A 26,460-nucleotide genomic window follows, 5' to 3' on the forward strand; every position below is an offset into this window, starting at 1 on the left:
AAACTGACGGTCGAGCAGGCCGTACCCTGGTTGCCGAAAGGCGCGCTCAGGGGACGACCACTTGTACTACCGGGATCAAATCGGGGGTTTTCGAATCGGGCCGCGACGGCACCGGCTTGCCGCGTTTCTTTTTCTTCAGAATCAGCGGCGGGCACTTGTCGTCGTTGTGATAGGTCATCTGGCAATCGAGGCAGTAATGGCACTCGTTGGCATTGATATGGCCGTCCGGGTGGATCGCCTGGATCTCGCATTCCTTGGCGCACAGCTGGCAGGGGTTGCCGCATTCCTTACGGCGCTTGAGCCAGTCGAACAGGCGAAACTTGCTCGGAATGGCCAACGCCGCGCCCAGCGGGCAGATGTAACGGCAGTAAACCTTGCGGGTGAAGATATTGATCACCAGGAGCAACACCGCGTAGAGCACGAACCACCATTGGCGATCGAACTTGAGGGTGATGGCGGTCTTGAACGGTTCCACCTCGGCGAAGCGCTCGGCGCTGGACAGCGACTCCAGGGACAGGCCGAACAGCAGCAAGAGAATGATGTACTTGATCGCCCACAGTCGCTCATGCACGGCGAAGGGCAGTTCGTACTGCGGCACCTTGAGCTTGCGTGCCGCCTCGTTGATCAGCTCCTGCAGTGCGCCGAACGGGCACAGCCAGCCGCAGAACACGCCGCGGCCCCAGAGCAGAATGCTGGCGGCGGTGAAGGTCCAGAGAATGAAGATCACCGGGTCGGTGAGAAACAGCTCCCAGCGGAAGTCCTGCACCAGGGCGTGAACGAAGGTCAGCACGTTGACCACCGACAGCTGACCCAGGGCGTACCAACCGATAAATACCACGGTGAAGATCAGGTAGCCGCGACGCAGCCAATGCAGGAATTGCGGGCGCTGGGTGAACTTGTCCTGCAGGAACAGGATCACCGTGAGCAGCAGCAAGGCGACCAGAATCACGCCGATCTGAAAGCTCTTCTGGTACCAGATGCTCAACCATAACGGCCGGTTGGCCTCTTCGATCGCGGCCAGCTCGGCAGCGGTCGGCAGCGGCCGTTCGAGGTATTCCTCGGGCATCTGATAGGGCAGCTCGAAGCTGCTGAAGATGCCACTGATCGGGCCGGTCTGGCGCTTCACCAGCAGTTCCAGGGACCATGGCGAGCCCGGATCGAAGCCCGACGGCTCGCGCACGATAAAGATCGCCATCTCCTTGAAGTCCGGCATGCCCTCGGCATAGACATCGCTCAGACGTTCGAAATCACGGTCATGGAAGCTGATGGTTTCGCCGAACTGGCGCAGCTGCACCCGGTCGAAAATGCCGCCGCGTACGTAGCCCGAACCCTTGAACGAATACTCGCCGCTGCCCAGTACGGCAATCGCCTGCTCGCCGGGCTTGAGCTGCTCCATCAGGAAACGGTACTGGTTGTCGCCGAGCAGATTGCGGCCGATGGTCGGCGCATTCAGGTGCGCGGTATAGAGATCGATAAAGGTCTCGTCGACTTGCTCGGGTGCGGCAACGTCCACCCCTTGCGCTTCGGTGCCTTTGAAGGCTTCGTCGATCTGGCCACGGGTCAGGTGCAGGCGGCGGATGGCACCGTTGCCGGTGAGCTGCGGCCAATCGGCGCTCTGGTAGTTATCCATACGCACGGTGGCGGGCTTCTGCGCCAGGCCGGCAGCCTCCTCGACCAGACCGAGCGACACCGCCACCTTGTGCGCGGCGCGCATCACCACCTCGTTGACCACCATCACCGTTACTGTGGCACCGGTCACCGCATCGACGGTCACCGCGTCCGGGTCGCCGGAGCGACCGACTACCACCCGCTGGTTGACCTTGATGCCTTTGTACTTGGCGTTGAAGGCATGCAGCTTGGCTTCGGGGATGCCAATCAGCAGGATCGGCTCATGGTGTTCGAGCACATAGGCGTCCTGAATCACGCCGGCGGTGTCGAGGATCACCTGCATATTGATCGGTTTGCCGGAATAGGCCGGAATATCGACCACATCCAGGCTCTGGAACACATAGCCGAGCACCTCGTCGCCGCTGGACAGGGTGCGCACATTGAATTCGCCTTGCGGCTCGGACGGCGCATCGGCGTCGGGGAAGAACAAGTCGATGCGTTGCTGTTCGATCTCTCCGTAAGGCTTGGCCTGCACGCCGGGCATGGCAGCGAACAGCAGCCCCAGCAGGATCAACAGCCGCACTACCCATGAACACGGCAAGTGGGAGGTAATCGGCAGGTGGCTGGTCATTGGCGGTTCGGCTTATGCAACAGGATTGTGCGGCCATGGTAGGGAGGCTTCCTCGCCCTGCCCTTGACCACAATCAAGTTGCGACAAACCGCCGCTGATGCGCTCCGGGGCGGGGCTGACCACCCGCAGGTCCGGTGGGTTGGGCACCTGCCGCGGTCATCCATTGCATTGCACTTTCAATGATGGCGTAACCCACCATGGCGGCCGGCCGGGCTAACGCATCAGGGCATCGGGTCCAGCGATATCACAATGCTCTTGAATGACACCCGACAACTCCGGTCAAACCCCGTACGGCGTCAAATACGCGGCAGTCGCACCGCGCGTGGCTTCACTGGCTTTAAGCTCCAAACGGGCGATGCTGCGCAGATGCACCTGGTCCGGGCCGTCGGCGAAGCGCAGGGCGCGGCCGGTGGTCCACATATCGGCCAGCGGCGTGTCCGGGGTCAGGCCCATTGCACCGTAGACCTGCATGGCGCGGTCGACCACGCGGGTGTGCATGCCTGGCACCAAGGCCTTGATCATGGCGATCTCCTTGCGCGCGGCCTTGGCCCCGACTTCGTCGATCATCCAGGCGGTCTTCAGCACCAGCAGCCGCGCCTGTTCGATTTCGATGCGCGACTCGGCGATCCAGTCGCCGATATTGGCGTACTGGTGCAGGTACTTGCCGAAGGCCTTGCGCTCCTGACAGCGCTCGACCATCAGCTCCAGGGCCAGCTCGGCCATGCCGATCGAACGCATGCAGTGGTGAATCCGTCCCGGGCCGAGGCGCGCCTGGGCCATCATGAAACCCGCGCCCTCCTCGCCCAGCAGATTGCTAACCGGCACCCGCACATCGCGCAGCAGCAGTTCGCTATGGCCTTCCGGGGCGATATGGTTCATCACCGGGATATTGCGCAGCAGCTCGACGCCGGGCGTGTCGAATGGCACCAGAATCATGCTCTGCTGGCGATGGGCGTCGGCGTCCGGGTCGGTCTTGCCCATGACGATCAGCAGCTTGCAGTCGGGGTGCGAGGCATTGGTGATAAACCACTTGCGCCCGTTGATCACATAGTCGTCGCCATCGCGGCGGATCAGGGTCTGGATGTTGCTGGCGTCCGATGAAGGCACATCCGGCTCGGTCATGGCGAAGGCCGAGCGGATCTCGCCGTCGAGCAACGGCAGCAACCAGCGCACGCGTTGCTCGGGGGTAGCGAACAGGTGCAGCAGCTCCATATTGCCGGTGTCCGGTGCGTTGCAGTTGAACACCTCGGAGGCCCAATGCACACGACCCATGATCTCCGCCAGCGGGGCGTATTCCAGGTTGCTCAAGGCCGTGCCTGGTTCGTCCGCGCCCAGCGCCGGGAGGAACAGGTTCCACAACCCCTCGCTGCGCGCCAGGGCCTTGAGATCGGCCATAAAGGGCACTGGAAACTGCCCGGCCGCCACCGCCGCATGCCATTCGCCGATGCGCGGCACTATATGGGCGTCCATGAAATTGCGCAGCTGCAGACGCAGTGCTTCGGTGCGGGGGCTATAGGCAAAGTGCATGGCGAACCTCGTATCGATCATCGGGTTGAGGCACTACGGTAGGCCGCCATCTGGGCAAAACCCAGGATACTCGCCCGCCTGAATCGCTGCCCATCACAGCCGCTCAGCAGGCGCGCAAGCTTGATCGAAATCATTACCGCAGGCGGGAAAGCTGTTAGGGCTTTTGTAGCCCGGATGCAATCCGGCAGCGGTTTTATGGCTGCTATCGCTGCCCCGGATTTCATCCGGGCTACGGTGGCTATGTAGGGTGGATCGGGGCGCGTAGCTGACGCCGTTTTCATCCACCATCGCGGTTGGTGGATGGGTAAAGCGTCATCCACCCTACGAGGTCGCAGCCTTGCGAATAAACATAGGATCTACCCAACCGTATGCATTTTGTAGCAGCGGCCCTGGCCGCGATCCCGCTACCACTGGATATAGAACATGCCCTTGGCCAGCAGGACGATGCCGAGCATCTGCGCCAGCACGGCCCAGTGCAGCTTGCGGTACAGGCTCGGGGTCATGCGTCCCGAGCGCAGCAGCATGGCGACCAGGCCGAAACTGAGAAATAGGCTGACGGCCAGGACGATCTTCAGGCTGAGCAAGGTGGCGAAGCTGCTGGCGAAGGGATCACTCAGGGCCTGGCGGTGCTGCCAGGCCAGGCCGAAGCCGGCACCGTAGACCAGTAGCACCACCCAGTGCAGCACCGTGCGCGTGCGTTTGCCGAGCGCCTGTTCCAACTCGACCAGCGCGCCGGGAGCGAGCTGCGGCTTGACCTTGGCGAGGATGATCACCTCGAAGAACAGCGTGCCGATAAAGGCGATAGCACCGAGCAGGTGCAAGGTATGCAGGAGTGAATAGCTCATTGCAGATTCCTAGTGAGCCGGTATTGGTAGGAGATTTCCCGCCGTCTTCGATGGAGCGCTGTCGCGCAGCAAACTGTAGGAGCCAGCTTGCTGGCGATGCTTTTTGTTCTGCCAAGATCGCAAGATCGCCAGCAATGACTAGGCGTCCCCCCGGCTCCTACAACCGCATTTACACCGTGCGCGAGAAGTTGCCCTTCTGCGCCTTGCCAAGATAGGCATCGAAGGCCATGGCCACGCTGCGCATCATCAGGTGCCCTTGCGGCAACAGCAGCAACGCGTCGTCGTGGATTTGCACCAGGCGATCGGTCACATGCTCGTCGAGCGCGGTCAGGGCATCGGCGAAGTAGTCCTTGAAGTCGATACCGTGACGCGCCTCGATCCGGGCGAAGTCGATGCGGCCGTGGCACATCAGGTCGCTGATCACCTCGCGGCGCAGCATATCGTCGGCGTTCAGGCGGTAGCCGCGATGCACCGGCAGCAGCCCCTGGTCGATGCGCGCGTAATACTGCGAGAGTTCCTTGACGCTCTGGCTGTAACTGTCGCCGACCTTGCCGATCGAGGACACGCCGAGGCCGATCAGGTCGCAATCGGCATGGGTGGAATAACCCTGAAAGTTGCGCTGCAGCGTGCCGTTGGCGCGCGCCAATGCCAGCTCGTCGTCCGGCAGGGCGAAATGGTCCATGCCGATATACACATAGCCGGCGGCGGTAAGGCGCTCGATGGTCAGTTCCAACAATTCCAGCTTGCGCTCAGGTGGCGGCATGTCCTCGCGGCGGATCAAGCGCTGCGCCCTCACCAGTTCCGGCAGGTGCGCGTAGCTGTAGGCGGCGATGCGGTCCGGACGCAGGGCGATGATCTTGCTCAGGGTGACGTCAAAGCTGGCCACGGTCTGCAGCGGCAGGCCGTAGATCAGGTCGACGCTGACCGACTTGAACTGCGCTTCGCGCGCCGCGGCGACCAGGGCGTAGACCTGCTCCTCGCTCTGCACCCGGTTGACCGCCGCCTGCACATCCGCATCGAAGTCCTGCACGCCGAAACTCAGGCGATTGAAGCCCTGCGCACGCAGTTCATGAATACGCTCGGGGCTGATGGTGCGCGGGTCGACCTCGATGGAAAACTCGTGCTCGTCGCTGTCGTCCATGTCGAACGCCTGGTGCAGGCAGTCCATCAGGTCGGCCAGTTGCTCGCCGGTCAGGTAGGTCGGCGTGCCGCCGCCGAAATGCAGCTGGGTCAGCTTGCGCGTGCCGTCGAACAGCGCCGCCTGCATGGCGATCTCGCGCTTGAGGTAATCCAGGTACTCGACCGCGCGATGGGTCTTCTGGGTGATGATCTTGTTGCAGGCGCAGTAGTAACAGAGGCTCTGGCAGAACGGGATATGGATATACAGCGACAGCGGCTTGGGCGCGATGGCCTGGTTGCTGGCCTGGGCGGCGCTCTGGTAGTCGTCCATGGCGAAGGCCTGGTGGAACTGCGGTGCCGTCGGATAGGACGTATAGCGCGGCCCCGGACGATCGTATTTCTCGACCAGGGCGCGATCAAAACTCAGCGATTGGGCCATGTTCGACCACCTCTAATAGTGAAAGTCGCGTAGCGACGACCTCCTGTTGCCCTTCTCCCTCCGGGAGAAGGTGGCGCAAAGCGCCGGATGAGGGAGGCATAAACAGGATGACCGCAACTGCGGCTGGCGGGGTGCCCGCGCTGCCAGCCGCTATAGCTGGCAATAATGTCGCGATTGTACGGCCCCCCTCCGATGGCACACCTGACGAGAGTCAATTCTCGCGCACAGTCCCGTCCCGTTCGGCGGCTAACGAGGGGAATGTCGGCGTTGCAATCAGTGATCGCGCAACTCGAAATGGGGAAACAGCTGTTCCAGGCGCTGCCACAACTCGCCCGCCTCGTTCGGCGTCGCGCTCATGGGCAGCTCCGGGTCGAGCATGCGCGCGCTGCGCACCAGCTGCACGGCGAAGCGTTCGACGCCGAAGGCGTGCAGGCGCTGGCCGATGCGCCAGAGCTTGTCCACATCCAGCAGGTGCCAATGCACGGTGGTGCGGCATTCGTAGTCCACGCCGCTGGTCAGCAGGTGTTCCAGGCTGCGCCAGTTGGCCTTGCCGCTGCCGCTGACGCCGGTGATCAGCTCGGCATCTTCGGCCAGCGCCTTGATATCGAAACCGACCCAGTCCACCGCTTTCAATGCCCAGGCGAAGGCCCAGGGTTTGATTCCGGCGCTGTGCAGGCCTATGCGATAACCCAACGCACGCGCCTCGTCCATCGCCGGCACCAGGCCGCCTTGCAGGGTCGCTTCACCGCCGCTGAACACCACCGCCTGCAACAAACCCTGACGCCGGCGGAGAAACTCCAGAACCTGCGCCCAGGGGATTTCCTGCTCGCCGCGAGCGCCGATCAGGTCCGGGTTGTGACAGTAACGACAGCGCCAGGCGCAGCCCTGGCAGAACAGCACGCAGGCCAGCAGCCCGGGGTAGTCGAGGGTGGTCAGGGGCACCATGCCCCCGACCCGTAGCGCTCTGCTCACGCAGCGCGTACTCGCGCCGCCGCTTCGGTGAAGTGCTGACGTTCGAGGTGCTCGGACTGCTTGCCCGGGTTGAAGGCGGTGACCGGGCGGTGATAGCCCATCACCCGGGTCCAGACTTCGCAGCGTTGGCGTTGGGCTTCGGGGAGTTGCTGAGTGTTTTGCATGGTGTCGCTCCTTGCTGTGGGGAAACGGAAACATTCAGGCCTGCGCCACGCTTTGTGGGAGGGGCTTCAGCCGCGATCAGCCGCCGGCCTTCTCGGCGCAGCTTTGCTGCTTGTGCAGCAGCACCTCGTCGCATTTCGGGCAGAACTCGTGTTCGCCATCCAGGTAGCCGTGTACCGGACAGATGGAAAAAGTAGGGGTAATCGTCAGGTACGGCAGGCGGAAACGCCCCAGGGCATTGCGCACCAGTTGCTTGCAGGCCTCGGTCGAGGAAATCCGCTCGGCCATATACAGGTGCAGCACGGTGCCGCCGGTGTATTTGCATTGCAGCTCGTCCTGCAGTTCCAGCGCCTCGAAGGGGTCATCGGTGAAGCCCACCGGCAATTGCGAGGAATTGGTGTAGTACGGTGCATCAAAGGTGCCGGCCTGGAGAATGTCCGGGTAGCGCTTGCGGTCTTCCTTGGCGAAGCGGTAGGTGGTGCCCTCGGCCGGCGTGGCCTCGAGGTTGTACATCTGCCCGGTTTCCTCCTGGAAACGCACCAGGGTGGCCCGCACATGGTCGAGCAGCAGCAGGGCGAACTGGCGGCCCTTGGGCGTATGCATGCCCTCCTCGTCGCCGCTGAAGTTGCGCAGCATCTCGTGCAGGCCATTCAGGCCGATGGTCGAGAAGTGATTGCGCAGGGTGCCCAGGTAACGCTTGGTATAGGGGTAGAGGCCGGCGTCCATATGGTGCTGGATCACCTTGCGCTTGACCTCCAGGCTCTCCATCGCCAGCTCCATCAACTGGTCGAGGCGCTTGAGCAGGCCCTGGGTGTCGCCTTTATAGAGGTAGCCGAGGCGCGCGCAGTTGATCGTCACCACCCCCAGCGAACCGGTCTGCTCGGCCGAACCGAACAGGCCGCCACCGCGCTTGAGCAGTTCGCGCACGTCCAGTTGCAGGCGGCAGCACATCGAACGCACCTGGTTGGGCTGCATGTCCGAGTTGAGGAAGTTCTGGAAGTACGGCAGGCCGTAGCGCGCGGTCATCTCGAACAGGCGGTCGGCGTTCTCGCTGTCCCAGGGAAAGTCATGGGTGATGTTGTAGGTCGGGATCGGGAAGGTGAAGACTCGGCCCATGGCGTCGCCGGCCTGCATCACCTCGATATAGGCGCGGTTGATCAGCTCCATCTCGGCCTGCAGATCGCCGTAGGCGAAGGGCATCTCCACCCCGCCGATATAGGGGATCTGCTCGCGCAGGTCTTCCGGGCACACCCAGTCGAAGGTCAGGTTGGTGAACGGCGTCTGGGTGCCCCAGCGCGACGGCACATTGAGGTTGTAGATAAATTCCTGAATCGCCTGGCGCACCTCGGCAAAACCCAGGTTGTCCTTGCGCACATAGGGGGCCAGGTAGGTGTCGAAGGAGCTGAAGGCCTGAGCGCCGGCCCACTCGTTCTGCAGCGTACCGAGGAAGTTGACCATCTGCCCCAGGGCGCTGGACAGGTGCTTGGGCGGCCCCGCCTCGACCCGCCCGGGAATGCCGTTGAAACCCTCGTTGAGCAAGCTGCGTAGCGACCAGCCAGCGCAGTAGCCGGCGAGCATGTCCAGGTCATGGACATGCAGATCGGCCTCGCGGTGCGCCTGGCCGATGGCCTCGCTGTACACCTCGTCCAGCCAGTAATTGGCGGTGACCTTGCCCGATACGTTAAGAATCAGGCCGCCAAGGGAATAGCCCTGGTTGGCGTTGGCCCGTACCCGCCAGTCCTCGCGCGACAGGTATTCGTTCATCGACGCCGCCACATCCACCAGCGCCTTGCGGTCGCGGCGCAAGCGGCCGTGGCGCTCGCGGTAAACGATATAGGCGCGCGCGGTCTGGTAGAAACCGGCCTCCATCAACACCCGCTCGACGCGATCCTGCACCTGCTCGACATCGATACTGGGCAAGTCCAGCAGGCGCAGCAGCACAGCTTCGGCCAACTCCCCCGCCAGCGCCTCGTCGAACTCGCCACTGGCCTCGCCCGCCGCAATGATCGCCTGACGAATCTTGCCGAGATCGAACGCCGCGATGCTGCCATCGCGCTTGCACAACTGCTGAGGATGAAGGGCTTTAACCGGGCTGAGCATGTCGCCTCCTAACACTACATATAGATATTTATTTATCTGAAACCACAATATGCAGTGAAAGTTACCCGATAAACCGCCAGCCGAGCTTGATCTCGATCAAGATCCACGGAACGCTCCGAGCCGGCCAGCTTCAGCGTTGGCAGCAACCCCCGTAGCTCAGCCGGACACCTAACCCGTAGGGTGCGCCGCGCGCACCGGGTACTACAGGCAAACGGTGCGCACGGCATAGCCTGCAAAGCCATACCGTCGTGTCCGAAATTTTGTGCGGGGTGTCGTAGGGCACTGATCGACGCTTTACTGAACCTGCCGGCCCGCCCTACCCTGCAGCCCAGCCCAGTTCAAGGACAGCATCCATGCCAACACTAGAAAAGCGGATTCCGCCACCACTGGTCGCGACGCTGTTCGCGCTTTGTATGTGGGCCCTTGCCGCTGTGCTGCCGAAGGTTGCAGTGAGCGACACGCTGCGCCTGGTCACCACGGCGACCTTGCTGGTGCTGGGCGTGTTCTTCTGCCTGGCCGGTGTGCTGTCGTTCCGCCGGGCCAGAACCACGGTCAATCCGCTGAAGCCGGAAAGCGCATCAGCGCTGGTGAGTTCGGGCATCTATCGGGTTTCGCGCAACCCGATGTACCTGGGCTTTGCCCTGTTTCTCGCTGCCTGGGCGGTGTTTCTGGCATCGCCCTGGGCGCTGGTTGGGGTACTGGGGTTTATCCTCTATATGAACCGCTTGCAGATCGCCGCGGAGGAACGTGCGCTTGCGGAACTCTTTGGTGCTGAATTCGACCGCTATAAATCCACAGTTCGCCGCTGGTTGTGAACCATAGTGCCCGGCTGCAGAGCGCTTACAGGCTGTTGTGCCGACGCGCTGCTAGTGGTCGGTTGGTGCGCACGGCGCACCCTACGGGTTTCGTCTTCAGCGGCGATATAAGCAAAAAAAGGCCGCTCAGCGCGGCCAAAAGGGAGGGTATAAGGGGGACGACCCGCCATTCAGCGGTGCCCGGCATCGGCATGTTTTAACCGCCGCTGGCATTCATAAAGCGCAGGATCTTCACCTCGCCATCGGCGCTGAATTCATGGCGCAGTGGCTTGCGTTGCAGGGCCTGCTGCACCGCCTCGATGATCGGCTGATCGTCCAGCGGGTAGCGGCGCACCAGGGCACGCAGGTCGATGGAGTTCTCGTGGCCGAGGCACAACAGCAGGCGGCCTTCCACGGTCAGGCGCACGCGATTGCAGGTGCTGCAGAAGTTGTGCGAATTCGGTGAGATAAAGCCGATGCGGGTATCGGCATGATCCTTGAGGCGGATATAACGGGCCGGGCCGCCGCTGTGTTCGGCGCTGTCGATCAGCTCATGCTGGCTGGCGATCAGGGTGCGTACTTCCTCGCTGGAGCAATAGGACTCGCCGCGCGAACGGCCGACATCGCCCAGGGGCATTTCTTCGATAAAGCTGATATCCAGCTGACGTGCGATGGCGTAGTCGACCAGGCGCAGCACTTCATCGAAGTTGCGCCCTTTCATCACCACCGCGTTGAGTTTGATTCGCTCGAAGCCGGCATCACGCGCCGCTTCGATGCCGTCCAGCACCTGGCGCAGGCTACCGGTACGGGTGATGCCGCGAAATTTTCCCGGGTCGAGGCTGTCGAGGCTGATATTCAGACGTTTGACCCCGGCATCGGCCAGCGGCTTGGCCAGTTTTACCAGTTGCGAGCCGTTGCTGGTCATCACCAGCTCGCGCAGGCCGGGCAAGGCGGCGACGCGCTGGCACAGGTCGACGATGCCGCTGCGCACCAGGGGTTCGCCGCCGGTCAGGCGAATCTTCTTCACGCCGAGGCCGACGAACAACGCCGCCAGGCGGTAGAGTTCTTCCAGGCCGAGCACCTGCTGGCGCGGCAGGAAGGTCATGTCTTCGGCCATGCAATAGACACAGCGGAAATCACAGCGGTCGGTGACCGACATGCGCAGGTAATCGATAGTGCGGCCGAAGCCATCCTGCAGTTGTGTGTCCATCCGTCCTCCTATGCCTGCTGCTTGTTGCTGTTCGCATCCAGTGTTAGGTCTGCAATTTTGTAGGGTATCCAGCCATCGCGCTGGTGGATGAAAACAGCGTTATCCACCCTACCCACTGGGAACAACCATCGCGGCTAAAGCCCCTCCCGCACGCGGGCCACAGCGATGGTGGATGAAAAAGGCCTTATCCACCCTACCCATTCGCGACTGTTGCTATTGCAGCAGCGGCGAATCGGCACCCTGCAGTTGAATACCGACGATATCCGCCGCGCCGATCAGGGTTTGCAGGTACTGGGCCACGGCTTTTTGCCATACGCCTTGTTCCAGCAACGCGCGAATCGAGTCGGCGACTATTTCGTAGGGCAGCAGCTTGCCTTCCAGACGTTGGTCGATGCTGACCACATGCCAGCCGTAGCGGCTTTCGATCGGTTGGCTGGCCAGCCCGGCCGGCAGTTTGAACAGCTGCCGTTCGAACTCGGGCACGGTCTGGCCCTTGCTGATCTGCCCCAAAGAACCGGCCTGGGCCTTGGACGGGCAGGCCGAATGAGCTTGCGCCAGTTCGGCGAAACGCCCGGCATCTTCCTGCAGCAAGGCCAGCAGGCTGTCCGCCTTGTCTTTCGCCAGGCTACGGGCCTCGGCATCCTCCGGCGCGCACTCGAGCAGGATATGCCGCGCTGCCAACAGCGGCGCGGTGGCATAGCGGGCGCTGTTGTGCTGGTAGTAGCGCTGGCAACTTTCCTCGTCGCACTCGGGCAGCATCACTTCGCGCTCAATCAGCAGCGCAGTCGCGGCTTCTTCTTCGCTCTGCCCGGGTGCGGGCGTCACGCTCAGGCCCAGCTCATTGATGCGCTGCTGCAACAGCTCACGGATCACCAGTGCCTGAGCAGCGAGGAACAATGCCTCCTCGCGGCTTTCAGCCGGGTGATATTGCAGCTCCTGGGCCATGGCTTCAGGGGCGATGGTCACGCCGTTGACCCGAATGCGCGGCCACTCCTGCTCGCTGCTGGCGATCAGCAGCGGTTCGGCATCTGCCGCCGCTTGCTGCTCAACCACCGCGTTCACGGCAGGGGCTGCCAGTTCATGGGCCAGTTCAGTTTCGAGCATTGCGGGCGGCGCTTTGACATCGCCACAACCGCCCTGCCCCGCATTGCTACCACCACATCCACATGCCATGACCTGTTCCTCGATTCGTGGAGCGGCTGCTGTGTTCGGCATCCGCTCGTGTGCTTCTTTGTTGCGACTATTTCGCTTGCTCGGTTTCTACGTTTTCCAGCTCGGCTTCCGGCTCGTCGGCCGAGGGCCGCGATTCGGGTGCCTGTTGCTGCACCACGGGTGCATCTGCCGAATGTTCGACGGGCTGCTTTTGCCCACCGCAACCACCCTGCCCCGCATTACCACCACCGCATCCACATCCCATGATCGTTACCTCGTTAATTGATTATTTGGCTACCTGCCGCGCCCCGGCCTGCGCGTTTGCGCCTGCCAGGGCAAGGGCTCAGGCATCCTTGGCCTTCAAGGCGAAAGCGGGTGCCGTTTGTCCTTGCGCTTCACGAACCGGCTCTTCGAACTGGCGCGCTTTCGGTGGCCGTGCGGCTACCGGGCGTACAGCCTTCTGGCGGACGATCTGGTAGCGCCGGCCCAGGTACCACACCGGTGCGCTGACGATGTGCACCAGACGGGTGAAGGGGAACAGCACGAACAGGCTCAGGCCGAGGAACACGTGCAGTTTGTAAACCAGACCCACCGGCGCGATGGAGGCGGCAGCGGCCACGGGCTGCAGGGTCACGGTGTACTGCGCCCAGTTGGCCAGCATCACCATCACCGAACCATCCATATGGCTGGTCGAAACAACGATGGTCAGCAGGCCGAGGACCAGCTGCGCCAGCAGCACCACCAACACCAGAATGTCCGAGGTGCTGGAGCTGGCCCGTACCCGCGGGTCGCCGAGACGACGCTTGAGCAGCATCAGCAGGCCGATCAGGCAGAGCATGCCGAAGAAGCCACCGGAAACCATCGCCAGCAACTGCTTGTTCTGCGTGCTGATCACCGAGTGGTAGAGCGCCTCGGGCATCAACAGGCCGACGAAGTGACCGGCCAGGACAAACAGCACGCCGACGTGGAACAGGTTGCTGGCGATGCGCATATAGCGTTGCTCGGCCGCAGAACGGGCGAATATCTGGCTCGAGCCGGCCTTCCAGCTGTACTGCGACAGGTCGAAACGCGCCCAGCTGCCGATAATGCAGATGGCCAGGGCGATGTAGGGATAGACCCCGAAGGCCAACAGATTGATGTTAGACATTGCGCACCTCCTGGGGCAGCTCGGTGGCCAACCCATCCTGATTGAAATCCACCCAGTGCAGCGGCACCGGCACTTCTTCGCGGGCCTTGCCCGGCATCGTCGTCTGGCTTGGGCAACGGTCCTGCTGCTCGGCCTGGAGGAAATCCACGGCCTCCTCTTCCCAGATCTTGTCGAGGGCTTCGAGCGAGTCGTCGCGAACCTCGGCGGCGACCTGTTCGCGGATCTCGGCCATGGCCTGTTGCGGCTCCACCCCGGCAATCTGCAGCAGCGCGCGGAAGCAGCTGGCGTAAGCGCTTTCACGCTCATCCAGACGGGTTGCCAACAGGGCCAGCAGATGACCGACATCGGCCAGGCCCTCGCGGGCCTCCAGATCCTCGCGGGTGGAGAGGAATTCCAGGTACAGCGGGATGTAGTCCGGCAGTTCCTTGATGCCGATGGCGAAACCGGCGGCTTCGTACTGCGCCATCATGTCGACCATGGCCTGGCCGCGGTCGCGGGACTCGCCATGCACATGCTCGAACAGCAGCAGCGACAGCGAACGACCACGGCCGAACAACGCGCCGTAGTGTTCCTGGCCATCCATCAGGTCGTTATCGCCGATCAGCGCCAGCAACTCCTGCAGCGCGCTGCGTTGCTGCGGGCTGATCTCGCGCGCGGCATCGATGGCCTGGGCCAGCTCGGCCCGGCCTTCCAGCAACTGCTCGGTCGGGTAATCCAGCAGCAGTGAAATCACTTTAAGAATTTGCATGCTCAGTCCTCCCACAACTGCACGGTTTTAAGGATGTCGCGTTGGTTGGCCTTCTTCGCGCCGAACATGTTGGTGTCCGAGCTGCCGCTGCAACCGCTGCCGAAGCTGAAGCCACAACCGGAACGCTCGGCGAAGGCATCGCTGGTCGCCTCCTCACGGTGTGCGCTGGGGATGACGAAACGGTCTTCGTAGTTGGCGATGGCCAGGTAGCGGTACATGTCTTCGACCTGGGCCACGCTCAGGCCTACATCGGCCAGCACCTGCAGATCCTGCACGCCATCGACCTGCTCGGAGCGCTTGTAGGCGCGCATCGCCAGCAGACGCTTGAGGGCCAACTTGACCGGGCGCACATCGCCGGCGGTGAGCAGATTGGCCAGGTAACGCAGCGGGATACGCAGGCTGTCGACATCCGGGATCACCCCGTTCATGCCCACGGTGCCGGCGGTCGCGGCGTTCTGGATCGGCGACAGTGGCGGCACGTACCAAACCATCGGCAGCGTGCGGTATTCCGGGTGCAGCGGCAGGGCCAGCTTCCAGTCCACCGCCAGCTTGTACACCGGCGACTTCTGCGCGGCGTCGATCACCGACATCGGCACGCCGTCGGCCAGGGCCTGGGCGATGACTTTCGGGTCGAACGGGTCGAGGAACATCTCCAGTTGCTTGTGGTAGAGGTCCTGCTCGTTCGGCGTGCTGGCCACTTCGTGGATGCGGTCGGCGTCGTACAGCAGTACGCCGAGGTAGCGGATGCGACCGACGCAGGTTTCCGAACACACGGTCGGCATGCCGGCCTCGATGCGCGGGTAGCAGAAGATGCACTTCTCGGATTTACCACTCTTCCAGTTGAAGTAGATCTTCTTGTACGGGCAGCCGCTGATGCACATGCGCCAGCCGCGGCACTTTTCCTGGTCGATCAGGACGATGCCGTCCTCTTCGCGCTTGTAGATCGCCCCGCTCGGGCAGGATGCCGCGCAGGTCGGGTTGAGGCAGTGTTCGCACAGACGCGGCAGGTACATCATGAAAGTATTTTCATACTCGCCATAAATGTCGGCCTGGATCTGGTCGAAGTTCTGGTCCTTGCGGCGCTTGGCGAACTCGGTGCCGAGAATTTCTTCCCAGTTCGGGCCCCACTCGATCTTCTGCATGCGCTTGCCGGAAATCACCGAGCGCGGCCGTGCGGTCGGCTGGTGTTCGCCTAGCGGCGCGGTGTGCAGATGCTGATAGTCGAAATCGAACGGCTCGTAGTAGTCGTCGATGCTTGGCAGGTCCGGGTTGGCGAAGATGTTCGCCAACACGCGGAACTTGCCGCCGATCTTCGGGTTGATCGAGCCGTCCTTGTTGCGGATCCAGCCGCCCTTCCACTTGTCCTGGTTTTCCCATTCCTTGGGGTAGCCGATCCCAGGCTTGGTTTCGACGTTGTTGAACCAGGCGTATTCCATGCCTTCGCGGCTGGTCCAGACGTTTTTGCAGGTGATCGAGCAGGTGTGGCAACCGATGCACTTGTCCAGGTTGAGGACCATGCCGACTTGTGAACGAATTTTCATGGCATCAATCCTCAAATGTCTTGTGGCAAGGGTTGTGGCAGGGCTTCGTCGTCTGTGCCGTCAAGCCAGTCGACTCTGTCCATCTTGCGCACCACGACGAACTCGTCGCGGTTGCAACCGACCGTGCCGTAATAGTTGAAGCCGTAAGCCTGCTGGGCGTAGCCACCGATCATATGGGTGGGCTTGAGCACCACGCGGGTCACCGAGTTGTGGTGGCCGCCGCGAGTCTTGGTGGTCTCGCTGCCGGGCACGTTCACGATGCGTTCCTGGGCGTGGTACATCATCACCATGCCGTCCTTGACCCGCTGGCTGACCACCGCGCGGGCAGTCAGGGCACCGTTGGCGTTGAAGCACTCGACCCAGTCGTTGTCCTCGATGCCGGCACGCTTGGCGTCGGTTTCCGAGAGCCAGATGATCGGCCCGCCACGGCTCAGGGTGAGCATGATCAGGTTGTCCGAGTAGGTGCTGTGGATGCCCCACTTCTGGTGCGGGGTGATCCAGTTGAGGACGATCTCGGTGTTGCCGTTGGGCCGCTTGCCTTTGACGTAATCAATGGTGCGGGTGTTGATCGGCGGCCGGTAGCTCATCATCTGTTCGCCGAAGGCCTGCATCCACGGGTGATCCTGGTAGAACTGCTGGCGGCCGGTGATGGTGCGCCATGGGATGAACTCGTGAACGTTGGTGTAGCCGGCGTTGTAGCTGACCTTCTCGTCTTCGAGGCCGGACCAGGTCGGGCTGGAGATGATCTTGCGCGGCTGCGCCTGGATATCGCGGAAGCGAATCGCCTCGTGCGCCTTGTTGATCGCCAGGTGGCTGTGATCCAACCCGGTGAACTCGGACAGCGCCGCCCAGGCCTTGAGCGCCACGTGACCGTTGGTTTCCGGTGCCAGGGTGAGAATCACCTCGCAGGCATCGATGGCCGACTCGATCTGTGGCCGGCCCTGGCTGACGCCTTCGGCGCGCACTTTGTGGTTGAGTTCGCCGAGGAACTCGACCTCATGCTCGGTGTTCCAGTTGATGCCCTTGCCGCCGTTGCCCAGCTTGTCGAGCAATGGGCCAAGGGAGCTGAACTTCTTGTAGACGTTCGGGTAGTCGCGCTCGACCACGGTCATGTTCGGGCAGTTCTTGCCCGGCACCGGTGCCTCGCCTGCGGTTTTCCAGTCGATACCGCCGAACGGCTGGGCCAGTTCGCCGACGCTGTCGTGCTGCATCGGAATGGTCACCAGGTCCTGCTCGACACCGAGTTGGCCGACCGACATCGCGGAGAAGGCCTTGGCGATGCCCTTGTAGATTTCCCAGTCGGAACGCGATTCCCAGGCCGGATCGATGGCCGCGGACAGCGGGTGGATAAAGGGGTGCATGTCCGAGGTGTTCATGTCGTCCTTCTCGTACCAGGTCGCCGTCGGCAGCACTATGTCCGAGTAGACGCAGGTGGAAGACATGCGGAAGTCCAGGGTGGTGACCAGATCGAGCTTGCCGATCGCGCCTTCGTCCACCCACTCGACGTCGTTCGGCTTGAAGCCGCCGCGCTTACCGAGGTCTTCGTTCATCACGCCGTTTTTGGTGCCGAGCAGGTACTTGAGCATGTACTCGTGGCCCTTGCCCGAGCTGCCCAGCAGGTTGGAACGCCAGATAAACATGTTGCGCGGGAAGTTGGCCGGGTTGTCCGGCTGCTCGCAGGAAAAGCGCAGGGAGTCGTCCTGCAGCGACTTGAGCACGTAATCCACTGGCGACATGCCGGCGGCCTTGGCGTCACGGGTGATCTGCAGCGGGTTGCGGTTCATCTGCGGGGCGCTCGGCAACCAGCCGGCGCGTTCGGCGCGGATGTTGTAGTCCAGCGCGTGCTCGGGGAACTGCGACTTGTCGGCCAGCGGCGAGAGCACTTCGTGCATGCTCATCTTCTCGTGGCGCCACTGCGAGCTGTGGGCGTAGAAGAAGCTGGTGCCGTTCATCTGCCGTGGCGGACGGCTCCAGTCCAGGCCGAAGGCCAGGGGCAGCCAGCCGCACTGCGGACGCAGTTTTTCCTGGCCGACGTAGTGGGCCCAGCCGCCACCGGTTTGGCCGACGCAACCGCACATCATCAACATGTTGATGAGGCCACGGTAGTTCATGTCCATGTGGTACCAGTGGTTCATCGCCGCACCGACGATGATCATCGAGCGACCCTTGGTCTTGTCGGCGTTGTCGGCGAACTCGCGGGCGATCTGGATCGCCTTCTCGCGGCTGACGCCGGTGATCAGCTCCTGCCAGGCCGGAGTGCCCGGTACGCTGGCGTCGTCGTAGTCCTTGGCGACGTTGCCGCCACCCAGGCCGCGGTCGATGGCCAGGTTGGCTGCCGACAGGTCGAACACGGTGGCGACCTTGGCCTGGCTGCCGTCGGCCAAAGTAATGCTGCGTACCGGTACGCGACGCAGTTGCACGGCTTCGCCGGCGACATGTTGGAAGTGCTCGTGGGTCTGGCCACCGAAATACGGGAAGGCGACTTCGGCGACTTCTTCACCGATCAGGCTCAGTTGCAGCTTGACCTCGCGGCCCTCACCGCCTTCGCGGGCTTCGATATTCCACTTGCCCTTCTCGCCCCAGCGGTAGCCGATCGAACCCAGCGGCGAAACCAGCTGATTGGTTTCGCTGTCCAGGGCGATGGTTTTCCACTCGGGGTTGTTTTCCTGGCCAAGGTTGTCGGCGAGGTCGGCGGCACGCAGGAAACGGTCCGGCTGGTAGCCGTTCAGCTCAGGCGCGGCACCGACGTGATCCTTGAGCAGCACCAGAACCGGGAAGTCGGTGTAGCGACGCACGTAATCGGTGAAGTAGGCGCTCGGCTTGTCGAGGTGGAATTCTTTGAAGATGACGTGGTTGAACGCCTGGGCCAGCGCCGCATCGGTGCCTTGCTTGGGGTTCAGCCAGAGGTCGGTCAGCTTGGCCACCTCGGAGTAGTCCGGGGTGATGGACACGGTCTTGGTGCCCTTGTAGCGCACTTCGGTGAAGAAGTGCGCGTCCGGCGTGCGCGTCTGCGGCACGTTGGAGCCCCAGGCGATGATGTAGTTGGAGTTGTACCAGTCGGCCGATTCCGGCACGTCGGTCTGCTCGCCCCACACCTGTGGCGAGGACGGTGGCAGGTCGCAGTACCAGTCGTAGAAGCTCAGGCACACACCACCGATCAGCGACAGGTAACGGCTACCGGCGGCGTAGCTGACCATCGACATCGCCGGGATCGGCGAGAAGCCGACCACGCGATCCGGGCCATGCTCCTTGACGGTATAGACGTTGGCCGCGGCGATGATCTCGTTGACCTCGTCCCAGCTGGAACGGATAAAGCCGCCCATGCCGCGCTTGCTCTTGTAGGACTCGGCCTTGACCGGGTCCGTGACTATGCTCGCCCAAGCCTGTACCGGAGCCATGGTGGCCCGCGCTTCGCGCCAGAGTTTGAGAAGGGGTTTACGGACCTTGGGGTATTTAAGGCGGTTGGCGCTGTAGATGTACCAGCTGTAGCTGGCACCGCGCGGGCAGCCGCGTGGCTCGTGGTTGGGCAGGTCGTTGCGGGTACGCGGGTAGTCGGTCTGCTGGGTTTCCCAGGTAATCAGGCCGTTCTTCACATAGATCTTCCACGAGCAGGAGCCGGTGCAGTTCACCCCGTGGGTGGAACGCACGATCTTGTCGTACTGCCAGCGCGAACGGTAGACGTTCTCCCAATCGCGGGACTCGATGCGGGTTTCGCCATGACCATCGGCGAACTCACCCTGCTTACGGTTGAAGAAACGCAATTGGTCGAGTAGATGACTCATCTCTTTTTCCTCTCAGGCTTGCCGCGGGATCTGCGTCCCGCACACGCAATAATTCGATTTGTCAGCAATCCGGCGCTGACGCGCAGCGCCGGATAAGGGCTCCGTTAGCAGGGGATTTCCGCGCCTTTGCGCGAGTACCACCACCAGGTCAGCAGGATGCAGCTGACGTAGAAGCCGATGAATACATACAGGGCCATCTGCGGGCCGCCGGTCAGCGCCATCGAGGTGCCGAAGGACTTGGGAATGAAGAAGGCACCGTAGGCCGCCACCGCAGAACTGAAGCCGAGCACCGCGGCCGCTTCTTTGCCGGCGTTCTTGATCGCCTGCTCCTTGATTGCCGCCGACTGGCCGGCGCTGCTGCGCTCGTGCAGGGTGCGGAAGATCACCGGAATCATGCGGAAGGTGGAGCCGTTGCCGATGCCGGTGGTGACGAACAGCAACATGAACATGGCCAGGAAGCCGTAGAAGTTGCCCGCGGTGCCGGCTACCGGAATAAAGGCCAGCACGCCGAACACCGCCGCGATCATCAGCACGAAGTTCCACAGGGTCACGCGCGCGCCACCCAGCTTGTCGGCCAGCCAGCCACCCAGCGGGCGCACCAGGGCACCGACCAAGGGGCCGAGGAAGGCGAACTGCAGCGGATCGACGCCAGGAAACTGGGTCTTGATCAGCATCGGGAAGCCGGCGGCGAAGCCGATAAAGGAGCCGAAGGTGGCCAGGTACAGCCAGCACATCAACCAGTTGTGCTTGCGCTTGAAGATCACCGCCTGTTCGCTGAAGGACGCCTTGGCGCTGGTCAGGTCGTGCATGCCGAACCAGGCCGCCACGGCCACCGCGAGGATGAACGGCACCCAGATAAAGCCGGCGTTCTGCAGCCACAACTGGCTACCTTCGCCGAGCTCCTGGGCCTGGCCGCCGACCGCGCCGAACAGGCCGACGCCGATCACCAGCGGCACGCTGAACTGCATTACCGAGACGCCGAGGTTGCCCAGGCCGGCATTCAGGCCCAGAGCGGTGCCCTGCTGCGACTTGGGATAGAAGAAGCTGATATTGGCCATGCTCGAAGCGAAGTTGCCGCCGCCGAAGCCACACAGCAGCGCGATGATCACGAACACGCTGTAGGTGGTACTGGTGTCCTGCACCGCAAAGCCCATCCACAGTGCCGGCAGCAGCAGCGAGGCGGTGCTCAGGGCGGTCCATCTACGGCCACCGAAGATCGGCACCATAAAGGAGTAGAAAATCCGCAGGGTGGCACCGGACAAACCGGGCAGCGCCGCCAGCCAGAACAGCTGGTCGTTGCTGAAGGTGAAGCCGATGCTGTTCAGGCGCACGGTCACCGCGCTCCAGACCATCCACACGGCGAAGGCCAGCAGCAGCGCCGGGATCGAGATCCACAGGTTGCGGGTGGCGATCCGCTTGCCGATGCTGCCCCAGAAGTGCGGGTCTTCCGGCCGCCAGTCATGAATAACCGGTCCCTGGCTGGGCAGCCCGATGACCGGGGGATTCTTGGTTGCGGACATGCTCATTCTCCTTCAAGCGGCAGGAAAGCAGGAACCGTGGCCTTTTCGGAGGCCAGGCCCATAACGGGAGTTTTGCGAACTTCGCTGAAGTACATCCAGATCAGGGAGACCCAGACCACGCCGTACATCAGCATGAAACTGGAGGAGCGCACGCCGGTCAGGTCGACCAGGGCACCGAACATGATTGGCAGGATGAAGCCGCCGAGGCCGCCGGCCAGGCCGACGATGCCGGAAATGGCACCCATGTTTTCCGGGTAGTCGTCGGAGATGTACTTGAACACCGAGGCCTTGCCGAAGGCGAAGGCGATGCCGACGACGAACAGCAGCGCGGTGAAGGCCCAGGCATTGAGGCCAATGCTGTAGGTCTGCGGGCCGTTGACGGTCTGCACGATCAGTTCGGTCTGCGGGTAGGACAGCAGGAACAGGCACACCCAGCTCACCCACATCACCCACCAGGTCACGCTCTGCGCGCCCCACTTGTCCGACATCCAGCCACCCATGGCGCGCAGGATGCCGCCCGGCAGGGAGAAGCAGGCAGCCAACAAGGCAGCGCTCTGCAGGTTGAAGCCGTATTCCTCGACGTAGTACTTGGTCATCCACAGGGCCAGGGCCACATAGCCGCCGAAGACGATCGAGTAGTACTGGCAGTAGCGCATCACCTTGGGGTCTTTCAGGCTGCGCAGCTGATCGGCCAGAGACACGTTGCTGCGCACCCGGTGGCCCTTGTTCTCGTAGGTGCAGAACCAGAACAGCAGCGCGGTGATAAACATGATCAAGGAGTAGACCTTGGGCACCATCTGCCAGCTGGCCGCGGCGATGATCGCCGGCGCGACGAACTTGGTCAGCGCGGCACCGGCGTTACCGGCACCGAAGATGCCCATGGCGAAGCCCTGGTTGTGCTTTTCGAACCACTTGGCGACATAGGCGATACCGACCGAGAAGGAGCCCCCGGCCAGGCCAACGAACAGGCCCAGGACCAGGAAGTGCCAGTACTCGGTGGCCAGGCTGATCATGTAGATCGGCAGCACGCAGACCAGCATCAGCAGGAAGAACACGATGCGCCCGCCGAACCTGTCGGTGAGCATGCCCAGCGGCAGACGCACCAAGGACCCGGTGAGCACCGGCGTGGCGGCCAGCAAACCGAACTGGGTATCGTTGAGTTGCAGTAACTCCTTGATCGGAACGCCGAGTACGGCGAACATCATCCAGACCATGAAGCAGATGGTGAACGCCAGGGTGCTCATGCCCAGAACCAGACCCTGTTGTGTTCTCTGACTTGCCATAGCGGACCCCCTCAATCGCTTAACCATGGCGGCACACTAGATAGGCAAGGGGGCGATTCACTTGACCTGGGTCAATTAACTCAGAGCGGTTTTGGCCTGCCTTGGCCCCGCCTACCTCTTAAGTGGTAGCCCGGTTTTATTGATAAAAATCCTTTTAAAACAGATAGTTACCAACAATACAAATCCGTGCCGGCATCCCCGCTGGCCGTCTGGGTTCTTTAGAGGTAGTCAGTGCGATGTTGAGATGGATGCGCAGTTCACTGCCGGTCAGAGCCGGTTTGGCAGTGACCCTGATCGCCATATTGGCGCTCGGCAGCTCGCTCAGCGCCGGGCTGATCGCCTGGTTCAGCGAGGACGATGCCGCAGCGATCAATACCGCCGGCTCGCTGCGCATGGCCACCTACCGCCTGAATTGGCAACTGGAGGCCGCGGCACCGCCGCAAGACATCGCCGTGCTGCGCGACGACCTGCAGCAGCGCCTGGACGGCAGCCTGCAACAGCACATCAGCGGCCACTCAAACGCCCCACTGCCCGTCGCTTACCGCGATATCCATCGGCTGTGGCAGGAACAGCTGCGTCCGGCCCTTGATCGCGGCGACAAGCGCGCCTTCCAGCAGCACAGCGAAAGCTTCGTCGCCCAACTGGAGCATTTCGTCATGCTCCTGCAGAAACAGAGCGAGCGCCGACAGGGCTGGCAACAGAGCATCCAGGGCGCGGCCCTGCTGATTACCGTGATCATCCTGCTGGTGGGCATGTACGAACTGCAGCTCAACGTGATCAGTCCACTGCAGGAGCTGGTGCGGGCCGCCGAACGCTTTCGCAACGGCGATCATGGCGCGCGGGTCGAGTTCCGCTCGGATGACGAGCTGGGGCAGATGGCCGAGAGCTTCAACGCCATGGCCGAGACCATCGAGGAATCGCACCGCACCCTGGAAAGCCGGGTGGCGCAGAAGACCCAGACCCTGGCGCAGACCAATGCGGCGCTGGAACTGCTCTACCAGAGCAGCCGCAGCCTGGCCACCCGCCAGGCCAACGCCGAGCGCCTCGACGAGCTGATCAACCGTTTCCAGCAGCGCCTGCCCGGCCTGCGTCTGACCCTGTGTCTGGAGGACAATATCCAGGCCCCCGCCGAGCATTTGCTGGCCCTGCATGGCAGCGAAACCCGGGAAATCTGCGCACGCATCGATTGCGACACCTGCGAACGCAAAAACAACCCCGACCAGGCCACCTTCGTCATCAGCAACCAGGGCATTAGCCTGGGCGAACTGAAAGCCTACTTCCGCGACGGCCACAAGCCGCAGACCTGGGAAACCGCGTTGATCCAGGCCCTGGCCAACCAGGTCGGCACGGCACTGTCGCTCAAGCGCCAGCGCGAGCAGGAACACCGCCTGTTGCTGCTGGATGAGCGCACCATCATCGCCCGCGAGCTGCACGACTCGCTGGCCCAGGCATTGTCCTATATGAAGCTGCAAGTCAGCCGCCTGCAGACCCTGATCCGCCGCGGCGAAAGCGCGCAAACCCTGGAGACGGTCAGCGACGAACTGCGCGACGGCCTGAATACCGCCTACCGGCAGCTGCGCGAGCTGCTGACCACCTTCCGCCTGCAGATCCAGGACGGCGGCCTCGACCAGGAACTCAAGGACACCCTGGAGGAATTCGCCAAACGTGGCGACTTCAGCGCCGAGCTGCAGATCGACCGCCTGGCCTTCCAGCTCTCGGCCAGCGAGCAGATCCATCTGTTGCAGATCGCCCGCGAGGCGCTGTCCAATTGCGCCCGGCATGCCCAGGCCAAACACGCCTGGCTGCACCTGCGCCAGGTCGGCGAACAGGTCGAGCTGTCGGTCGAGGACGATGGTTGCGGCCTGGTTCCTGGCTTCGATCCGCGTCAGCACCACGGCCTGACCATCATGCAGGAGCGTGCGCGCAGCCTGCATGGCCAACTCGATATCGAACCCCGGCTGCCCACGGGCACCCGTATCCATTTGCAGTTCCGCCCCGAATTTCTCGGGCGGCAAGAAGAAGGTAGCGTTGCATGAACTCGCCGATTCGCCACAGCATCCTGCTTGTCGATGACCACCCGATGATGCGCCGCGGCATGCGTCAGCTGCTCGAACTCGAAGCTGACCTGGAAGTCATCGGCGAAGCCGGGCATGGCCAAGAGGCCCTGGAGCTGGTCGAGCAGCTACAGCCCGAGCTGATCCTGCTGGACAACAACATGCCGCAGATGAACGGCCTGCAGACATTGAAGCGCCTACGCGAGCTGAATTTTGCCGGCAAGATCCTGATCTTTACCGTGTCCGACTCCGAGGACGATATTCGCGATGCCATGCGCCTGGATGCCGACGGCTACCTGCTCAAGGACATGGAGCCGGAGCTGCTGATCCAGTCGATTCGCGATGCCCTGCAAGGCAACCTGGTGGTCAGCCCTACCCTCACCCGCATCCTCGCCCAGGCGCTGCGCTCGCCCCACACCAGCTCGCAGGTCGACCTCACCGACCGTGAACGCCAGGTACTGAAAACCATCGCCGCCGGCCATAGCAACAAGGTTATCGGCCACAAACTCGGCATCACCGAAGGCACAGTCAAGGTTCACGTAAAAAACCTGCTGCACAAACTCGGCCTGCGCTCGCGAGTCGAGGCAGCGGTTTGGGCGATGGAGCATTTGCGCTAGGGATTGCATAGGTGGTTGGAACATCGTTGTCTTCTCTCTTTACAACGTGAAGGCCTGCCCCTCCTCTACTTAGCGTCTGACAATCACGCCCCAGCCGCCGGTGGAAGTCATGCAATCCTGCAACACATAGCCGGTATATAGCCGATCCCAAAGCCCGCAGCCAAACCTGCGTACTCAGCGTAGGGCGGCAAACCGCAAAGCGGTTTCCAGCACGGGCAGGCGCGCTCAAAGACCTGCCATCCTTTTGCCACTTTGGCGGTGACTGCTGCGATAAAAACCGATATAACAAACCTCAACTCAGTCTCGACTCAGGTGAACCTGGCCGAGTAACCGAGGCTTTCCGGTCTTGGTGCATAACTCCCTTTTGGGATCACTCATCCGCTGCAAGGCCCAGTCTAGAGGCCCGCCAGAAAGGACAAGGAATGTTATCCACCACGCCCGTAAAAGCGTTATCACACCATTTGGTGTCTATTTAACGTTAGGCAAAATCACAAACCCCGTAACCTCACAAGGAAAAGTCCATGACCAAGTTAATTAGAGACTACGAAAACGTAGACATGACCGCATTAGAAGACCTGCTTATGGTAATGGCGAAAACCGTCGAAAATTCATTTATTCAAGCAGGCGGAGTTGCCGGAAAAGACTATACACTCCTTGATTGCTACAAACTCGGTCAACCATTCGCTCTTGAAATATTCAAGCGCGAAGATAGCAAAATTACATTTAGCGCCGGAGCGTAATACCGCTTAAAAAAAATCGAAATCCACGCACAAAACCAACACTATAAAAGGCACATGAAAATTTATGAGTCGTCAAATTTCTTTCGAACGCAACATTAACCAAGTTTTGGCTTCCGCCGACAATCTCGGAGTATGGATCGTTGCAGGCTGGACAATTGGAATCCCGAAAGAAACCGCAATGAAGTACGTAAAAAACTACGACAGCAGCCCCGCTGAAGGTTTTTATAAACATGAAGGCGAAGTCATACTTAGCCACGGGGCAGGCAAAATTTATCTTTCCGAAGCGGAAGCAAACGCTATTGTTGAGCTTATCAAAGCAGCGTACATGTAATGCCTAACAACTGTATATGGACTCTCCCCACAAGTAGTGGGCAAAGCTTTTCTTTTGCACCTGTCGTCAGCGCGGTTGCATTCGTATATCCGGCCTGTTGTGGGCTTTACCGCCCTGGCCATTCTGTAGTTCGCGCAG

At 62.0% G+C, this 26,460-nt stretch carries 19 protein-coding genes and 1 pseudogene; 5 read left to right on the top strand and 15 right to left on the bottom strand.

The annotated features are described in order from the left end of the window. Positions 1 to 46: 46 nt before the first annotated feature. The 7 genes from nosR to AACY13_RS09190 all read right to left on the bottom strand — a co-directional run bounded on the left by nosR (position 47) and on the right by AACY13_RS09190 (position 9,403). The gene (gene nosR, locus AACY13_RS09160) at positions 47 to 2,239 is read right to left on the bottom strand and encodes a transcriptional regulator NosR (protein ID WP_445262548.1); all 2,193 of its coding nucleotides are present in this window, start codon (positions 2,237 to 2,239) and stop codon (positions 47 to 49) included. 279 nt (positions 2,240 to 2,518) lie between these two features. Next, positions 2,519 to 3,766, bottom strand: a complete 1,248-nt coding sequence (locus AACY13_RS09165) for an acyl-CoA dehydrogenase family protein (protein ID WP_339460911.1) — start codon at positions 3,764 to 3,766, stop codon at positions 2,519 to 2,521. Positions 3,767 to 4,170: 404 nt separating this feature from the next. Continuing rightward, a complete protein-coding gene (locus AACY13_RS09170; RefSeq protein ID WP_339460912.1) occupies positions 4,171 to 4,611 on the bottom strand; it encodes a CopD family copper resistance protein in 441 nt (146 codons plus the stop codon). A 169-nt stretch (positions 4,612 to 4,780) separates the two neighbouring features. Then, a complete protein-coding gene (gene hemN / locus AACY13_RS09175) occupies positions 4,781 to 6,169 on the bottom strand; it encodes an oxygen-independent coproporphyrinogen III oxidase (RefSeq protein ID WP_339460914.1) in 1,389 nt (462 codons plus the stop codon). Between the two features lie 273 nt (positions 6,170 to 6,442). Further along, entirely contained in the window at positions 6,443 to 7,141 is a 699-nt protein-coding gene (locus tag AACY13_RS09180; RefSeq protein ID WP_339460916.1) for an anaerobic ribonucleoside-triphosphate reductase activating protein, read from the bottom strand. Beyond that, complete coding sequence (gene nrdD, locus AACY13_RS09185) at positions 7,138 to 7,305, bottom strand: anaerobic ribonucleoside-triphosphate reductase (RefSeq protein WP_339460918.1); 168 nt, start codon at positions 7,303 to 7,305, stop codon at positions 7,138 to 7,140. The genes AACY13_RS09180 and nrdD overlap by 4 nt, the downstream gene beginning before the upstream one ends. A 76-nt stretch (positions 7,306 to 7,381) precedes the next feature. Continuing rightward, entirely contained in the window at positions 7,382 to 9,403 is a 2,022-nt protein-coding gene (locus AACY13_RS09190; protein WP_339460920.1) for a ribonucleoside triphosphate reductase, read from the bottom strand. A 353-nt stretch (positions 9,404 to 9,756) separates the two neighbouring features. Here AACY13_RS09190 and AACY13_RS09195 point away from each other — a divergent pair, with 353 nt between their 5' ends. Next, a complete protein-coding gene (locus tag AACY13_RS09195) occupies positions 9,757 to 10,218 on the top strand; it encodes a methyltransferase family protein (protein WP_339460921.1) in 462 nt (153 codons plus the stop codon). Positions 10,219 to 10,414: 196 nt separating this feature from the next. Here the strand turns inward: AACY13_RS09195 and moaA are convergent, their stop codons facing one another. From moaA to AACY13_RS09235, 8 genes and pseudogenes are all read right to left on the bottom strand, one after another. Then, entirely contained in the window at positions 10,415 to 11,407 is a 993-nt protein-coding gene (gene moaA / locus AACY13_RS09200) for a GTP 3',8-cyclase MoaA (RefSeq protein WP_339460922.1), read from the bottom strand. A 213-nt stretch (positions 11,408 to 11,620) separates the two neighbouring features. Next, on the bottom strand, positions 11,621 to 12,580 hold the full coding sequence (locus AACY13_RS09205) for a peptidylprolyl isomerase (RefSeq protein WP_339460923.1): 960 nt from the start codon (positions 12,578 to 12,580) through the stop codon (positions 11,621 to 11,623). Positions 12,581 to 12,902: 322 nt separating this feature from the next. After that, positions 12,903 to 13,706 (bottom strand): respiratory nitrate reductase subunit gamma, encoded by an 804-nt coding sequence (gene narI, locus AACY13_RS09210; RefSeq protein WP_339460925.1) that lies wholly within the window; start codon positions 13,704 to 13,706, stop codon positions 12,903 to 12,905. Beyond that, complete coding sequence (narJ, locus tag AACY13_RS09215; protein WP_339460926.1) at positions 13,699 to 14,454, bottom strand: nitrate reductase molybdenum cofactor assembly chaperone; 756 nt, start codon at positions 14,452 to 14,454, stop codon at positions 13,699 to 13,701. The genes narI and narJ overlap by 8 nt, the downstream gene beginning before the upstream one ends. 2 nt (positions 14,455 to 14,456) lie before the next feature. Next, a complete protein-coding gene (gene narH / locus AACY13_RS09220) occupies positions 14,457 to 15,995 on the bottom strand; it encodes a nitrate reductase subunit beta (RefSeq protein WP_339460928.1) in 1,539 nt (512 codons plus the stop codon). A gap of 11 nt (positions 15,996 to 16,006) precedes the next feature. Then, positions 16,007 to 19,777 carry a nitrate reductase subunit alpha gene (locus AACY13_RS09225; protein WP_339460929.1) on the bottom strand — a complete coding sequence of 1,257 codons (3,771 nt, stop codon included), beginning with the start codon at positions 19,775 to 19,777 and terminating at the stop codon, positions 16,007 to 16,009. A gap of 104 nt (positions 19,778 to 19,881) precedes the next feature. After that, positions 19,882 to 21,297 carry a NarK family nitrate/nitrite MFS transporter gene (locus AACY13_RS09230; RefSeq protein WP_339460931.1) on the bottom strand — a complete coding sequence of 472 codons (1,416 nt, stop codon included), beginning with the start codon at positions 21,295 to 21,297 and terminating at the stop codon, positions 19,882 to 19,884. Beyond that, positions 21,236 to 22,580 (bottom strand): annotated as a pseudogene (locus tag AACY13_RS09235) (MFS transporter). Before AACY13_RS09235 ends, AACY13_RS09230 begins: the two are co-directional and overlap by 62 nt. 236 nt (positions 22,581 to 22,816) lie before the next feature. Between AACY13_RS09235 and AACY13_RS09240 the strand changes: the two are divergent. From AACY13_RS09240 to AACY13_RS09255, 4 genes are all read left to right on the top strand, one after another. Further along, on the top strand, positions 22,817 to 24,616 hold the full coding sequence (locus AACY13_RS09240; RefSeq protein WP_339460934.1) for a HAMP domain-containing protein: 1,800 nt from the start codon (positions 22,817 to 22,819) through the stop codon (positions 24,614 to 24,616). Beyond that, a complete protein-coding gene (gene narL / locus AACY13_RS09245) occupies positions 24,613 to 25,251 on the top strand; it encodes a two-component system response regulator NarL (RefSeq protein WP_339460935.1) in 639 nt (212 codons plus the stop codon). The genes AACY13_RS09240 and narL overlap by 4 nt, the downstream gene beginning before the upstream one ends. Before the next feature lie 521 nt (positions 25,252 to 25,772). Continuing rightward, complete coding sequence (locus AACY13_RS09250) at positions 25,773 to 25,991, top strand: hypothetical protein (protein ID WP_339460936.1); 219 nt, start codon at positions 25,773 to 25,775, stop codon at positions 25,989 to 25,991. A 64-nt stretch (positions 25,992 to 26,055) separates the two neighbouring features. Next, on the top strand, positions 26,056 to 26,322 hold the full coding sequence (locus AACY13_RS09255) for a hypothetical protein (RefSeq protein WP_339460937.1): 267 nt from the start codon (positions 26,056 to 26,058) through the stop codon (positions 26,320 to 26,322). Positions 26,323 to 26,460 lie beyond the last annotated feature (138 nt).

This window comes from Pseudomonas sp. EA_105y_Pfl2_R69 (assembly GCF_963970915.1).
In the GTDB taxonomy this organism is placed as follows: Bacteria; Pseudomonadota; Gammaproteobacteria; order Pseudomonadales; family Pseudomonadaceae; genus Aquipseudomonas.

Coding starts and splice junctions, on each gene's coding strand:
- nosR (WP_445262548.1), bottom strand. CDS start 2,239: ATGACCAGCCACCTGCCGATTACCTCCCACTTGCCGTGTTCATGGGTA.
- AACY13_RS09165 (WP_339460911.1), bottom strand. CDS start 3,766: ATGCACTTTGCCTATAGCCCCCGCACCGAAGCACTGCGTCTGCAGCTG.
- AACY13_RS09170 (WP_339460912.1), bottom strand. CDS start 4,611: ATGAGCTATTCACTCCTGCATACCTTGCACCTGCTCGGTGCTATCGCC.
- hemN (WP_339460914.1), bottom strand. CDS start 6,169: ATGGCCCAATCGCTGAGTTTTGATCGCGCCCTGGTCGAGAAATACGAT.
- nrdD (WP_339460918.1), bottom strand. CDS start 7,305: ATGCAAAACACTCAGCAACTCCCCGAAGCCCAACGCCAACGCTGCGAA.
- AACY13_RS09190 (WP_339460920.1), bottom strand. CDS start 9,403: ATGCTCAGCCCGGTTAAAGCCCTTCATCCTCAGCAGTTGTGCAAGCGC.
- AACY13_RS09195 (WP_339460921.1), top strand. CDS start 9,757: ATGCCAACACTAGAAAAGCGGATTCCGCCACCACTGGTCGCGACGCTG.
- moaA (WP_339460922.1), bottom strand. CDS start 11,407: ATGGACACACAACTGCAGGATGGCTTCGGCCGCACTATCGATTACCTG.
- AACY13_RS09205 (WP_339460923.1), bottom strand. CDS start 12,580: ATGGCATGTGGATGTGGTGGTAGCAATGCGGGGCAGGGCGGTTGTGGC.
- narI (WP_339460925.1), bottom strand. CDS start 13,706: ATGTCTAACATCAATCTGTTGGCCTTCGGGGTCTATCCCTACATCGCC.
- narJ (WP_339460926.1), bottom strand. CDS start 14,454: ATGCAAATTCTTAAAGTGATTTCACTGCTGCTGGATTACCCGACCGAG.
- narH (WP_339460928.1), bottom strand. CDS start 15,995: ATGAAAATTCGTTCACAAGTCGGCATGGTCCTCAACCTGGACAAGTGC.
- AACY13_RS09225 (WP_339460929.1), bottom strand. CDS start 19,777: ATGAGTCATCTACTCGACCAATTGCGTTTCTTCAACCGTAAGCAGGGT.
- AACY13_RS09230 (WP_339460931.1), bottom strand. CDS start 21,297: ATGTCCGCAACCAAGAATCCCCCGGTCATCGGGCTGCCCAGCCAGGGA.
- AACY13_RS09240 (WP_339460934.1), top strand. CDS start 22,817: ATGTTGAGATGGATGCGCAGTTCACTGCCGGTCAGAGCCGGTTTGGCA.
- narL (WP_339460935.1), top strand. CDS start 24,613: ATGAACTCGCCGATTCGCCACAGCATCCTGCTTGTCGATGACCACCCG.
- AACY13_RS09250 (WP_339460936.1), top strand. CDS start 25,773: ATGACCAAGTTAATTAGAGACTACGAAAACGTAGACATGACCGCATTA.
- AACY13_RS09255 (WP_339460937.1), top strand. CDS start 26,056: ATGAGTCGTCAAATTTCTTTCGAACGCAACATTAACCAAGTTTTGGCT.